At 62.9% G+C, this 13,880-nt stretch carries 13 protein-coding genes; 7 read left to right on the forward strand and 6 right to left on the reverse strand.

Annotated features, from left to right (window positions below; translation table 11 throughout):
* Positions 1-729, reverse strand: coding sequence for an LmbU family transcriptional regulator (locus ACIA8C_RS12815; protein ID WP_397134002.1), 729 nt, complete (start codon positions 727-729; stop codon positions 1-3).
* Positions 730-1,198: 469 nt separating this feature from the next.
* Between ACIA8C_RS12815 and ACIA8C_RS12820 the strand changes: the two genes are divergently transcribed.
* Positions 1,199-2,296: a class I SAM-dependent methyltransferase gene (locus ACIA8C_RS12820; protein ID WP_397134004.1), complete on the forward strand. Its 1,098-nt coding sequence runs from the start codon at positions 1,199-1,201 to the stop codon at positions 2,294-2,296.
* Here the strand turns inward: ACIA8C_RS12820 and ACIA8C_RS12825 are convergent.
* Positions 2,281-3,840, reverse strand: coding sequence for a (2,3-dihydroxybenzoyl)adenylate synthase (locus tag ACIA8C_RS12825; protein WP_397134007.1), 1,560 nt, complete (start codon positions 3,838-3,840; stop codon positions 2,281-2,283). The two genes, ACIA8C_RS12820 and ACIA8C_RS12825, sit on opposite strands and share 16 nt — an antisense overlap.
* A 310-nt stretch (positions 3,841-4,150) precedes the next feature.
* Here ACIA8C_RS12825 and ACIA8C_RS12830 point away from each other — a divergent pair, with 310 nt between their 5' ends.
* Positions 4,151-5,848, forward strand: a complete 1,698-nt coding sequence (locus ACIA8C_RS12830) for an AMP-binding protein (RefSeq protein ID WP_397134009.1) — start codon at positions 4,151-4,153, stop codon at positions 5,846-5,848.
* A 5-nt stretch (positions 5,849-5,853) separates the two neighbouring features.
* On the opposite strand, the gene ACIA8C_RS12835 is transcribed toward ACIA8C_RS12830, so the two are convergent.
* Complete coding sequence (locus tag ACIA8C_RS12835) at positions 5,854-6,192, reverse strand: MmcQ/YjbR family DNA-binding protein (RefSeq protein ID WP_397134011.1); 339 nt, start codon at positions 6,190-6,192, stop codon at positions 5,854-5,856.
* A gap of 786 nt (positions 6,193-6,978) precedes the next feature.
* Between ACIA8C_RS12835 and ACIA8C_RS12840 the strand changes: the two genes are divergently transcribed.
* The 4 genes from ACIA8C_RS12840 (at position 6,979) to ACIA8C_RS12855 (ending at position 9,554) form a co-directional block, all read left to right on the forward strand.
* Complete coding sequence (locus ACIA8C_RS12840) at positions 6,979-7,581, forward strand: DUF6973 domain-containing protein (protein WP_397134013.1); 603 nt, start codon at positions 6,979-6,981, stop codon at positions 7,579-7,581.
* Positions 7,582-7,697: 116 nt separating this feature from the next.
* Positions 7,698-8,201, forward strand: a complete 504-nt coding sequence (locus ACIA8C_RS12845) for a hypothetical protein (RefSeq protein ID WP_397134015.1) — start codon at positions 7,698-7,700, stop codon at positions 8,199-8,201.
* A gap of 113 nt (positions 8,202-8,314) precedes the next feature.
* Entirely contained in the window at positions 8,315-8,572 is a 258-nt protein-coding gene (locus tag ACIA8C_RS12850) for a hypothetical protein (protein WP_397134017.1), read from the forward strand.
* 451 nt (positions 8,573-9,023) lie between these two features.
* The gene (locus tag ACIA8C_RS12855) at positions 9,024-9,554 is read left to right on the forward strand and encodes an SDR family oxidoreductase (RefSeq protein ID WP_397134019.1); all 531 of its coding nucleotides are present in this window, start codon (positions 9,024-9,026) and stop codon (positions 9,552-9,554) included.
* Between the two features lie 231 nt (positions 9,555-9,785).
* Here ACIA8C_RS12855 and ACIA8C_RS12860 read toward each other — a convergent pair whose 3' ends face one another.
* Positions 9,786-10,733 (reverse strand): alpha/beta hydrolase, encoded by a 948-nt coding sequence (locus ACIA8C_RS12860; protein ID WP_397134021.1) that lies wholly within the window; start codon positions 10,731-10,733, stop codon positions 9,786-9,788.
* 86 nt (positions 10,734-10,819) lie between these two features.
* On the reverse strand, positions 10,820-11,143 hold the full coding sequence (locus ACIA8C_RS12865; protein ID WP_397134023.1) for a DUF3618 domain-containing protein: 324 nt from the start codon (positions 11,141-11,143) through the stop codon (positions 10,820-10,822).
* A 703-nt stretch (positions 11,144-11,846) separates the two neighbouring features.
* Between ACIA8C_RS12865 and ACIA8C_RS12870 the strand changes: the two genes are divergently transcribed.
* A complete protein-coding gene (locus ACIA8C_RS12870; RefSeq protein ID WP_397134025.1) occupies positions 11,847-12,251 on the forward strand; it encodes a hypothetical protein in 405 nt (134 codons plus the stop codon).
* A 186-nt stretch (positions 12,252-12,437) separates the two neighbouring features.
* Here the strand turns inward: ACIA8C_RS12870 and ACIA8C_RS12875 are convergent, their stop codons facing one another.
* Complete coding sequence (locus ACIA8C_RS12875) at positions 12,438-13,295, reverse strand: MBL fold metallo-hydrolase (RefSeq protein WP_397134027.1); 858 nt, start codon at positions 13,293-13,295, stop codon at positions 12,438-12,440.
* Between the last annotated feature and the right edge of the window lie 585 nt (positions 13,296-13,880).

Consider the following 13,880-nt stretch of genomic DNA (forward strand, 5'->3'; position numbering starts at 1 on the left):
TCAGCTATCTGATTTCGGTTCGTTCAACACCGCCGCGGCGGCGGCATCCAACGCCTCTGCCGCCCATTCGTTCAGGCAACGATCACCTATCTCCGCCGCCGTGTTCCACCGCTCGTAACAATCGGCCTCGGCATCTATCCTCAGCACCTTCGTCACCGGTTTCGTCTCGGAGTTGTTCGCCAATCTCGCGGCCCGCACCCGGCGCCGCAGCTCGTTTCGCGACCAACAGAAGCGCAGAGCCCGGTCGAGCCACAGATCCTGCTCGTCATCCGTCAAGGCGGCGACCTCAACATGATGTCCGAAGCTCAACTTGTCTCGCCGGCGAGACACGGGGTATTTCTTGGCGATCCACGCATAGTTGCGCAGCGTCTGATAATCGAGCATCGTGGCATCGATGGCATTTCGATAGCGTTCTCCGTATGACTTTTCGCCATAGAACAACCAGTCACCAATCCACCAAGCCGACGCATCTGCCGACACGATGATCTCGGTCCCCAACTTACTCCAGGCTTCGAAAGACAGCTCTTTTGGCAGTATCAAACTGTTCCGCTTACGGTATACATCGTGAACGGTACGCTCTGCCCGAATCATCCGTTCCGAGCCGTTTGCATTAACGTTGCGTACTACTCCCTCGACCTCTCCGTCAATTCCTCGCTGCGCCAGAGAATCCGGTTCTCTGCCATTCTTGCGCACCGCCGGGGTCGAGATTTCCTGCATGTAATTCTGCACGACGTCCCCCTATATTAAAATATATGATATTTTACTCCAGCCGGAACTAACATGTATCTCATTGTTGACGCGATCAGCATGCCCTGTCAAGACGTCACCGGCCCCCGACCAGGCAAGCAGCAGTAAGGATGGCCGGCCGTCCGCCTACAATCTCACGCTGTCAACCCGCCACATCAACGACATTTCATGATCAAACTCGGCCAGCGGGCCTCCATCAACCGACGCCATGCGGCGTGAACACCAAAGCCGGTGCGCACCAGTCTATTACGCCAACCCGATTCGCTGCGCTACCGATTACCGGAGCCTGCACACAGACCCGAGTCGGTGGTATCTTCGATATCGCCAATACACGGTTTCGTCTCAGTCGGCTGCCGAATAATCCGAACAACTCATCATCAACGAACCCGCTATAAATGAGAGGCTGCGGATGACCGATACGGGATTTCCTCGAGAATCATTTGATTTCTCTTTGCCCTCGACTGCGGCGAAAACCTCGAACGAGGACAGCAATGCCCGCGCACTGAGCCTGCGCATGTTCATGGCGATGGTGCACACCCAGGAAATGCTCACCTGCTACCTCGGTGTCCGTCTCGGCCTCTACGAACTGCTGGCGCAGAACGCCATGTCACCGGCGGAGTTGGCCGAGCGCGCGGACATCGCGCCACGCTATGCGAGGGAGTGGCTGGAACAGCAGGCGGTCGCCGGCCTGCTGCGCGTGGTGGACAGCGATACGCCGGAACTCCGCTACGGCCTGCCGCCCGGACACGCCGACGTGCTGATCGGCACGGACAATCCGTTATCGATGGTCTCGCTGGCCGTACTTCCCCTGGGTGGCGTGGCCCAGGCGCTGCCGTCGTTGCTGCGGGCATATCGCACCGGTGCGGGCGTGCCCGACGCCGCCTTCGGCGCGGACTGGCGCATGGGCCACTCCGGGGCCAATCGAGCGCTGTTCACCCACTCGCTGGTCGGCTGGCTGCGCCGCGGGCTACCGCGGGTCCACACGTTGCTCGGCGGCACCCAGCGATCGATCGCGGATCTGGCCTGCGGCGCCGGCTGGGCCGCGATAGCGCTGGCACGGGCATATCCCCGAGCAGTCGTCGACGGATTCGATCTGGATCCGGAGATCGTCGCCGTGGCCACCCGAAATGCCGAGCACGCTGGAGTCGCCGATAGAGTCCACTTCCATCTTCGCGACATCACGGCAATAGATCCGTCCACCACATACGACTTGGTATGCCTTTTCGATGCTCTGCACGAAATGCCACACCCGGCCCGAGTCCTGCGCGCCTGTCGCGCCATGCGATCGGATCTCGGCGAAGTGGTGGTGATGGATGCCAGGGTAGCGCCCGAATTGACGGCGCCCGGTGACGAAATCGAGCGATTCCAACGCGCGACCAGTGTGCTGCACTGCCTCCCGGTCAGCCTCGACGCTGCCGACTCGCGAGGCACCGGGACGGTATTGCGGCCGGATACGGTACGTCGCCTGGCCGCGGAGGCAGGCTTTCTCGATGTGCGAATACTCGCCAATGACGACAAATTTCACCGCCTCTATCATCTCTGTGGCTGACTCGGTCGGCGGAATTCACCTCCCTTACGCATCGCCCGCGCCGCTACGACCGTCTCTAGCAACGCACGCTTGTTCACCTTCCCGACGGGCGTCAACGGGAACTCGTCGAATATCTCCAGAAAATCTGGGAGCTTATATTCCGCCAGCCCGCGTTCGACAAGAAACTCCCGCAACTCCGCCAGTGCGGGGGGATTCCCGGCCGGGATCACGACCGCGCAGGTTCGCTCCCCCATGACGTCGTCGGGAACTGCCAGCACGGCAACCGAGCGGATTGCGTGATGGACCTGAAGGTGAGTCTCCACCTCTTGGGCGGGCACCTTCTCCCCGCCTCTATTGACGGTGTCCCGGGATCGCCCCACCACAACAAGATCGCCGGACGGCGTAAAGCTCGCCAAGTCGCCGGTACGCAGGAAACCGTCGCCGGTGAAAACTTCCGAATTATATTCCGCGGAATCGAAGTAGCCGCGCAGTACGCACGGCCCACGAACCCACAGCTCGCCTACTGCGCCGGGCGAAACCTCCTGACCCGTACCGTCGACCACGAGCAATTCATCGGCCGAACACAGTGGGCGGCCCTGGGTATGGACGGCCCGTTCGGGTGGATCGCCCGGACGAGTGAACGACAGGATGCCTTCGGCCATACCGAACCACTGGCTGAGGGTACAACCCAGTCGCGGCGTTATTTGGGCCGCCAGCTCCGGTGACAAACGCGCGCCGCCAACTTCGATCACCAAGGCCGACATGTCCACCGCGAACAGGTCCGCGAGCTCCAGCCACACGGGCAGCACCGCGGGCATGAGCGTCGTCAGCGTCACCCCGTGCTCGGCGATCAACGGGAACACCTCGTCCGGGCTGGCACTCTCGGCCAGCACCACCGTCGCCCCGCAGTACAGAGCTCCGAGCACACCCGGACAGCCCAGCGCGGCATTGTGCGCTATAGGCAACGCGGCCAGATAGACCCCGTCCGGCCCGAATCCCATCTCCCGCGCCGTCGCCGATATCTGGAACGAGTAGTCGTCGTGCGTTCTCGGTATCAGTTTCGGGCGCCCGGTCGTTCCGCCGGACAGCAGGAGGAACGCTACGTCGCCGGGTTCCGGGCGGGGCATGGATATCGGCGCAGATTCGACGTCACACAGTGCGACGAAATCACCGGGATCTCCCGCGACGAAGACCTGGGATAAGCAACTGTTGACCGACCGGACATCCTCGGCAATATTTCTGAAATCAAATCCCTGAAAAAAATCGGGCACCACATATGCCACGGCACCGGCATGCTCGACAATGTAGTTGATCTCGTTTCTCCGCTGCGCGGTCAGCGCCAAGACAGGAAGGGCGCCCATACGAAATGCCGCGATACAGACCACGATGAAGTCCGGCGTATTCGGCAACTGTACGACGATACGGTCACCGCGACGTATTCCGCGCGCCACGAAACCGGCGGCCAAGCGGTCCGCACGATCATCCAACCATCGGTAGGTATACCGTCGGCCGTTCGCGATGACCGCAGACTTGTCCGGACGCTGACGGCTTGGTGCGCGCACCATATCGGATAGCACCTCGCCTCGCCAATAGCCCTCCCGTCGGTATCTCTCGATGAATTCGGGCGGCCACGGCGTGAATCCATTCAGCATACAGACCCCCAGTATATCGGTCCTACCATCACATTCGCCGCGTGCCGCACCGAAGTCAAGTCAACGGCGCACACTCGGCCTGGTCGATTGATCGATGGTCATGATATTCTCGCGACAGCGTCAACACGACTTGCGCCGAATTAGCGTACAGGGTCTCCCCGGGGCATGAAAGTGGCCATGGCGAATTCTGTGCGGATCAATTCGGAGAACCGGGTGTTCGATTATGATTTCATTGACAGGCTGGATAGCCGATACACGGACCGACTGCGGAGTATATTTCGCCGATGATCATGACGATTGGGTCCGGTACGATTATGCGGAACTCGCCCGTCGCAGCCGACGCGTAGCCCAACGCTTGCGCGTCGAAGGTATTACCGGAAACGCTGTGGTGTGCCTGGTCCAGCCCAACGGCCCCACTTTCGTCGCGGCACTCTTCGGCGCCTGGCTGGCCGGTGCGGCGGTATGCCCGCTGGCAACGCCGACCATCTTCGACGACGACAACTACCTGACCCAGCTCAGCCGGCTGTTCGCCGCCGCAGGCCCGTCCGCCGTCATCACCGATGCGCTCTTCCTGGACCGCGTGCGGACGGCGTTGGACCGGGCCGGCCTATCCACCCTGCCGGTCATGCTCGGCGCGGCCGTCGCCGAGGACGAGAATTCGGGCGAGGCCGACGTGCGCCCGCCGGACTCCGGGGCCGATATCGCGCTCCTGCAGTTCACTTCGGGCTCTACCGGCAGGCCGCGAGCCGTTCGGGTGTCGCAAGCCAACCTGATCGCGAACATCACAATGATCAGGGACTGGCTGAAATGGGGCCACGACGGGTGTGCCTCGTGGCTTCCACTGCATCACGATATGGGCCTCATCGGATGTTTGATCACGCCGGTGGTGAGCCGCACAGATCTCTGGCTGATGCGTCCGGATCAATTCGTGCGCGATCCGATGCGCTGGCTGGCCTGCTTCGGCGACGGCCGGGCAGCGCTCACCGCGGCGCCGAGTTTCGGATTCGCCTATGCCGCACGGAAGTTGCGGGACCGCACGATGGACGGGATGGATCTCTCGGGTTGGCGCTCGGCGGTCGTCGGCGCCGAACCCATCGACAGCCGTGCGCTGAATGCGTTCGCCGCACTGCTGCACACAGCGGGATTCACTCCCGAGGTGTTCCGGCCCGCCTATGGGCTGGCGGAGGCCACCCTTGCCGTGAGTGGCCTCGACATCGACCGGCCACCCCGATTGGTGCGACCCGACTGGTCCGCGCTGCGCCTCGCCGAGCCGGTCTCGATCGTCTCCGATGGAACCCTCGGGCTGCGGGGAGCGGATGAGCAGTCCGCCGATCAACTGATGAGCTGTGGACGGCCCTTGCCCGGCAACACGATTTCGATAGTCGATTCGCACGGCGAATCCTTACCCGACGGGAGCCTGGGTGAGATCGTGATCTCCGGCCCTACCGTCGCCGACGGCTACCACGGTGACGAGACGGCAGGTTCGACGCGTTTCGCGGCCGGATTGCTGTGGTCCGGGGACGCCGGATTTCTCCTCGACGGCGAACTGTTCGTACTCGGACGCATCGGCGACAGCCTGAAGGTGCGCGGCCGCAATGTCTTCGTCGAAGACCTCGAACTGAAGGTCAGTGCTGCTACCGGGTTGAGCCACGGCCGGTGCGTCGTGGTGAGCGGGGGCTGGCAATCCACCAGCGCGGTCGCTCTGCTCGCCGACAGCCGCCCTGGCCCATGGGTGCGCACGGCGATACGCGTGTTGCGCACCGAAGTCGGCGCCGATCCCACCATTCACGTCATCGTCGGCGGTCACGAGCTCATCCGCCGCAGCACCAGCGGAAAACCTCGGCGGCGACATATGTGGGAAGAGTTGCTGGCCGGTCGGCTGGGTGGCACCCTCATCGCCTCCGACACCAGCGGCGGGTAACCCGGTCAGGATTCGGCGTCGAAGTTACGAACCAGCGTCCGCGGGGCCTTGTTGCGCCAGGCGTCGGTCAGCAATTCGGCCACCAGGTCCGCGCTCGCGGCCGCAAGAGTGACGCGGACCCCCGCCAGCCGCTTACCCCACCATTTCTCCTCGCAGATATCGGGATTCTCGGCCGCCGCCTCGCGAGTATCCGCCTCGCTGCACATCACGTGCAGATGATCCGGATCGGGAAGGGTGGCGAATACCTTGTCGCGCACCCGAAACGACGGGAACCCGTGATGAGGCTGCTCGGTTGCCTCAGGAAAGCTCAGTGCGATGCTGCGAACGTCATCGTCGTCGGCCACACCTCATTATGCCTCGACGCAGGCCGGAAAAGCCCATGGCGCGCAACGTCCCGCGGACTGGAACCATTCCAGTCCGCGGCCCTGATACCCCCCGACAGACACATCCGGCTCGTATGCACTCTGTGCCGACCTGAAGGTGATGCGAACGAGCTGTCGTTGGAACCTGACAATGCGTCAGTTCTCACAACGTCCGCGACCGGTGCTGCCGAGCAGCTCCAGTGCTGATGCCGCGGGGGTGCCCGCGCAACCGTTGACGGGCGACTTCACGGGTTTCCTTGGTCGAAACAGGATACGCCGAGTTAGCTGGAAATCGCTAGAATGCACAGAGAGACAACGTGTCTTACGCATAAAGAGTTTCCTCTTACGAAACACACAGCGGCAATAGGACTAGACAGGCGGATCTAGCCTGCCACTCCAGTACTGGACGCACCAGCCCGCGAACCGGAGGACCGCACACCGATACCACTCACGACACCGCAACGATCACGCGATACCCGACCGCAAAGACCAGGCACGAGGATCGCACCTGGCGACAGTTGAGCACAGTCCCCAGATTGGCATCGGGCGCCGACACGGTCACCTAGACCAACCGTCGGCCGAGCGCCCGAGATCGTGAATACCGTTGTGCGCAAATCGGTTACACGACTGCGGATGATCCGAAACCAAACCCCGGACCATTGACGGCGGGCGGCTCGCGATGACTAATAGACGTCTCGGAAACGAAACGCAGTTTCCCAATGAGAAACACTAGGAGGCAGGATCAAGATTCTCGCCCCCGACGGTGCCGTGGTCGCCGCTGTCGGTGTTCCGTTGGCGGTCGATACGAACAAGCAGTTGGTGCCGGTGACGACCTCGGTGACCGGAAACCAGTTGAGCTACCAGTTCGGTCCGACAACCGCTCTTCCCGTGCTGTCCTACATCGACTCGGCTAGCAATCAGGCAAAGGAGTTCTGGGATCTCGGCGTCAACGAACGCGACACCTGTGAGAGAAACCCGTTCGACTGCTATCGGACACGGAAGGTGAGTCACATCGCCGTCGACACCTCCGTCGCTTCGTTTCCCGGCGCGGCGGGGGAACGAGACAACCGGGTCGACGCGGCGAGGCATTGCATCTGGATGGGACGAACGACCGAGGGCGCGAATGCCGACTTCGCGACGCAGATGGGCAACGCCCACGAGATCGATTGGCCGGGTTCGGCCGAGGCCGGAAAGATGGACCAGTGGAACAACATCACCGGTCGTGGTGTCGGTTTACGCAACGAAGGCAATACCGGCAAGATCGATGAAGCGTGCGTCCAGTACGCGCGAGTCGCGCCCGTTACTCCCGACCCGCCGAACCCCGTGGACAACAAGAAGGCCGATACCTTGGTGGTGCTCCGGGATCCGTAAGCTGGCGAGTGTCACCGGATCGGTGGCGAACCCGTAACATCGCGTTCGCCACCGCTCGGCGGTGGCTCAGGCGGGCACCGACTTCGGTTCGACGAAGCGATTGAGGTGGAGACGGGTTGGACAGGCCCAAGAGGACCTCGGTCTACGCGGTGATGGCTCTCGCCGTGGCAGCGGTCGCCACCGCGGCCCTGGTGGCGGCTGTCGTCTCCGATGTTCGCAAACCCGACGATTGCCTTCGCGTCGATGACACCCTGGCAACGCTGATCGCGGCTCGATCGCCCGCCGGTCCGATCACGCCCCAAGCCACTAACGCCGTGGACGATCCCTTCGCGAGGTCTCGGCAATCGGTTCCTTACAGCAACTACTACATCATCGTCATGCGCTTCCAGACGCCGGACGGCAGCACCGTGGACGGGGTGTGGGGATTGGGCACCAACGCGCCGAAACCAGAACGCGGACAACCCTTGTCGCAACACGAACCCGTCGACGACCGCGCCGGTTCACTGGCCGCCCTCTCCCCCACGGCCGTACAGTGGACGGACTGGCCCAATCAGGATATCCCTATCCAAGACAGCGATCCACTGGTGCAGAAAGCTCGGAAATGCTTGCCACATAACTGATTTCAGCAGGATCGGCGAATCGCAGTGCTACACCGGAAATCTCCAGTAAGAGACCTTGCAATCGCGAAGGGGTTCATGTGAACAGGGCCGATAGAGCGCAGCGGAGCAGCGGCGTGTCCATACCGGCTTCCGTCCTGATGGTGGTGGCCGGAGTAATCGTCGGCTCACTGTTCTGGGCGGTGGTGCAGCGACTGACGCCTGTCATCAGCAACGAATTTCTGGATGTCTTCGTTGTACCGATCGTGGCATCGGTCGTCGTGTCGCTCATCGTCGGCTACGCGCTCCCGCGCTTCCGCGTCTTCGCCTGGTGCCTACCGATCGGCACGCTCCTTTTCGCGACGATCTTCTACACTCTCGTCCTACATCACTAGCGCCTTTACAGCTCTTGTGTGAGAGCGCGCCGAGACTCAGCGAGCCCGGGGTGGCTACTGCCCGGCGGACCGCCCGAGACTCGCCAGCACGGCCAGCGCCGACTTGTGATCTGCGCAGAACCTTCATGTCCGTTCGCGGCGACCATCCCGTGCATTCTCCTTTCGGAATGATCTCTTGACATCACGATTGCACGGCCGGAACGGAACGCGCATGCTCTCAGCCGGATCCACCTGACTACGCCCAGGTGAAGTAGCCGCATATTGCGCACGTTGGTCATGCGTCCAAATTAGTTGTCTGACAGCGCTTCCCGACGCGCGCATATGTAGATTTGCATGCCGGTCGAGTCGAGGCCTGGCGCGGCTCGAGGCGGCGCTGAGGGGGTCGGCGGCACCAGCGTGCTTCCAGACCTACGATGGCCCCTCGAAGCGGCGGTCCTCCAGCGGCCTACGGATGACCGCTAGCGAACCGTGTTCTCGAGGGTGTCCTCGTGGTCGGGGGTACCTATGGCGCCACACCCTCGACCGCAATCTGTTCAGCGCGATCTGGGCAAGCCGAGCCGCACTGCCGAGCCTGCTGGAACGACGCGGCGCGATCGTCACCATCTCCTCGATCAACGCCCGCTGGCCATCGAGCGGCCCGGTCGGCTACAGCGAGGCGAAGGCGGCACTGACCGCATTCGGCAAGCGACTCAGCGAGGAGTTCGGCCCGCGTGGCGTGCGCGTCAACACCGTCTCCCCGGGCGTGGTCGGCACCCGCGTCTGGCGGGATCCGAAACATATGGGGGCCAAGCTCGCCGCGGCCAACGGCGCCACCCACGAAGACTTCCTGGCGGCCCTGCCCCAGCAGATCGCCATGGCCTCCGACCGAATCACCGAGCCCGAGGAAGTGGCCGCCCTGATCACCTTCCTGGTCTCCGGCAAGGCCACCAACATCATCGGCGCCGACTACGTCATCGACGGCGGGACGTTGAAAACCATCTGAGCCGATTCGGCGGATCGCCCGCTGTGAAGTGTGTGCGGCGATCCACCCGTCCGGTTTGTCCCGCAGCCACGCCTGGTGCCCGGTTGTCAACCGAATCCGAAGCTGAGCATCTTCAGGCGGCCCAGGCTGGTCGTCTCGCCGTCCAATGTTTCGGTGGTCAGTGCCAGCTCGGCGACGTCGGCGATGATCTGAGTGGGACGTATCCTCGAGGTCTTCTTGGCCGCTTTCGGTTCAGGCGCCGAGTGCTCGGGCCAGATATGGCCACGAATTGTGCAGATCGGTTTCGAACAGGCCCCAAGTGTGCGAGCCGGTCGGGTGTTTGACATGAATTGCGGGTACACCGAGTTCGGCGAGCCTGCTCGCGAAAGCCGCGGTGCACACAGCCGCGATCGCCTCCACCGGTGGAGCGGTAAGCCCGTCTCGGTCTATCCCGCCCGGAACGCCGGACGCCGCTGACAGGTAGACGACCTTTCCGGCCAGCGCGCCCGCCTTGGCGAACGCGTCGTGCTCTCGCCACAACGTCCCACCTGGTGTCCCCCACATATTCGCCGGGTTGCCGCCGCCGCGCATCACCTGCGCACTGACCAGCACCATCCCGACCGGATCCGCGGCCCACGGGCATCCGCTGTACGCGGCCACCGCCTGGTAGCGATGCGGTGCCTGTATCGCGAGGTCGATCGCGGAGCCCGCGCTCATCGACACTCCGGCGATCGCGTTGCGCCTGCTGGTGCCGAGCCGAGCGTCGAGAACCCCCGGGAGTTCCTGCGTGAGATAGGTCAGCCATCGGTTGCGCCCGACTGCGGGGTCGTCGGCACGCCAATCGGTGTACATGGAAAAGGCGCCGCCGATCGGCATCACCACATTGACATGCTTGGCGGCGAAGAACTTTCGCACGTCGGTGTTATCCCACCACGAAATGTTGTCCACACCACCGCCGAGCCCGGTAAGCAGATACAGCGTCGGCGCCGGCTCACCCGTAGCGCGAATCACTCGGTTGCGCACCACGCCGTCCATCGCGGGCGAGTAGACATCGATACGCGATACGGAACGAGCCAGGCTTATTTCGCGAACTATTCGTGCCGGTGCGGGCGCCGCGACGGCGGGCGCGGATAGGACGGCACCCATAAACGCGGGCACCACAATGGTGACGAGCGCTGTCAAATACTTCGAAGCCGTCATCGTTGTTCGTTATACCGCGCCGAAGACTACGACTCGCCCTCGACACTGCGACTGACCCGAATTTTCCGGATCGTTGCAGGTTGTCGCTACCGATTCCGGCGGTAACGCACAACAAACCAAGCCGCCGGCGCAGCGAGCAACACTGCCACCACAGCGAGGGGAACCGGCCGCAGGCGTGCCACCTGGGCGACACGTACCGCATTGTCTTGCGCGATTGTCCGCACGCCGGTCACCTTCTCGCGTGCGGTGTCAGCGGTGTGCTCTAGTTGCTCGCCGGCCCTGGCCTTGAGATCGAACTTGCTGGTCAGTTCCGCGAGGGTTTGACCGAGCTCTTGTCGAGTCAGGTCGCGGTCGGCCCGCAACAGTTCGGTCTCCGGCGGATCGGTCGAGGTATGGGGTTTCTCGTTCATCGCGGTGTTCCGTTCTTGGTCGCTCGGACATCACGCGCAGCTCGGTGCACGCGGTCTGTTGGCGATACCCGGTTGAGATGACGGAAAACACCGCGAGCGAGGACAACCTCATACGCTGCGCCTGTCAGTACTTACCTGTCTGGAATTCATTCTCGCGGAAGTCGCAGGGCAACTCTTCTCGAACCCGGGATCGTTGTCGTTTTCCTTCGGGTTGAGCTCGAGGAGGTCGTCCAGCTTACGCTGGAAGAAACTAGTTGAGCGGGTGTTGTGAGTATCAGAGTGATCGAGTGTGGTGCCGCCTCGCTGCGGGTGTGCGCCGAACTTCGGGATCAGCGGCCAACTCCCACAACCCATCCGGCACCAACGGCCGCGAAAGCTCCTCCACCACAACAGATTAAGACACGCTATGACGCGACTCCCGGCCGCGTATACACCGGGCGGGAAAGTGTTACGGGATGGCGGTCGGGTAGGCTGGCGAACCGTGATCGGGATTCGGCATCTGGTTCTGGCCAGCATCGTGGCGACGAGTGTGACCGCGTGCGGCGCGTCCAGGTCGGATACATCGGAGTCGGCGGAGACGACATCGGCTCCGACGACTCGCACGGCCTGCAACGCCAGTGCGGCAACCGGATCCGTCTTTGCCACCGAGGGACGCCCTGATAGGCCGTTCACGATCCAGCTTCCGCAACTGACGGGCTGGCAGGTGACGCAGGCAGAAGGGGACGAATTGGCGTTGGGTCGTGCCGATCAGCACGCGGGGAAGGACATCACGACCGTCACCCTCCGCGTGGACCGTCCGCTCCCTGCCAACACCAGCATCGTATCCGGGGTCAGTACGGACGGACACGAATGGCGGCAGTCACGATCCGAGACCATCGATATGTGCGGTCGGCACGCCACCCGGGTCACCGGAATTATGCGCGCCGCCGGTATCGATGGAGCCGACATCTACCACGAGTTCCTCCATTCCGATTACATTGCAGGCGAAATGCTGTACCCGATCCGAATGTCGGTCCAGACCACGGCCGCCGATCAGCACACGCACCAACCCGATATCGACGCCTTCGTCAACGGACTGCAGATCGTGCCGATACCTCCGACCGGTTGAGCAGCGTCGTTTCATGCGGCGATGAGCGCATCCCGCTCCACCATGCGGCTGGTTCAGCATGACCGGCGTGAACGACACTCCAGTGACCTTGGCCGCCAAGGCGAAAGCTCTCGGCACGGCGATGTTGTAGTCGGTGAAGGCGTTGTAGTGCAGCGGTATATGGCATACCCGTCCAGCTACAAGGTGTTAGGCCTTGTTTTTTGCTCGTTTGGCTCCGCCCCAGAGCGAGCCGGGGTTAGCGCGATCCGGGTATAGCTGGAGCATCGCGTTGTAAAGCTCTAGTGCTGTGGAGGTTTGGGCTTCGAGCCGGTTGAAATCGGCGCGGTATTGGCCGGTTTCGACAAGGCTGTGCGGGTCATCGGGTAGTTCGGGGCGCTTGTGTCCGGCGACGACATAGGCAGGGTCGAGGGCGGCGAGCTGGTGGGTCGCGCGTATCCACTCGTCGCGGGTGGCGGCGTCGGCTTCGCCCATGTATTGGTGAATCCCGTTGTAGCCGGCATCTCCCGCAACCACCAGCCGCAGATCGGGTACCCACAGCGCGGTGCTGCGATCGGTGTCGGTGTATCCGGTTTCGATCACCTGCAGCACGTGTCCTTCGAGGGTGAAAGTGTCGCTTTCGAGTGGCTCGGGGAAAACTTGCGGTTGGGCGATCTGCCCGGGAAACTGTGAATTCCAGAAGCTCTCGAGGTATGCGGGGGCGCCTTCACGTCGGGCTCTTTCTGCCGTTCCGGGCGAGGCGATGGGTTTGGCATCGGGGAATGCCTCGAGGAGTTGTTTGATACCGAAGAAGTGGTCGCCGTGGCCGTGGGTGATGTAGATATAGACCAGGTTCCGATCATGCGTCTTGACCCAGTCGACTAGCTGCTGATTCTGCTCGATACTCAAGTAGGTATCGACCAGAACGGCGTCGTGCTGTCCGTAGATCAGCGTCGCAGTGTTCGCTACCCATTCCAGGTGCTCCTTGCCGGGCGGCACGTCCCTGGTGAGCCCGGGTCGGCGGACGCACAGGGTCTCGTACTGCAATACCGCGCTGTTCTGCTTCATGATCGTTTCCCTTTCCTGTCAACGCCGGTCGAATTCCCTTGGCCCCGGGCACATCTCACTCGGCTCATTCCGGTGTAGCGCGTATATCGATCACGGGAAAATGCGGCCACACACGCCTTGCCGCCCTTCGGATACACGGCAAGCGGAGAGTCGCGCAGTCCAGCGGCTACCGCAGAGCCGAGATGCGATTGGTGGCTCGAGGGTTAGTTATCGGCAGTCGCCGCTCCGGCGCTTCCCGTGACTACCCCGGCGGCGACGCCGACGAACGTAATGCCCCATCCGATTTGCTTGAACACTGCCACCCTCCTTGTCCGGCCATGTGGTAATCAAAACTACCAGAAGTTTGCTGGATGGTGGCTCGTCCGCACGACCACGCCCCTTGCAACGCACTCTCGTGCCGCATGGCGCGCGTTCCGGCCCGATGGCAGCGGAACGACCGGGGCCGGATGTGACGTGGGTACTGAGGGTCGACGGTTATCCGATCGTCCGCGAGGGAGTGCGGGGCGGGCGGGGGGGGGGCCGCCCCGCCCTCGACGAGGTAGTCACGACGGGCCGGCGCCTCGGCCTCTCGGACGGCGAATTGCT

This window comes from Nocardia sp. NPDC051321, assembly GCF_044455225.1.
Taxonomy (GTDB): Bacteria; Actinomycetota; Actinomycetes; order Mycobacteriales; family Mycobacteriaceae; genus Nocardia.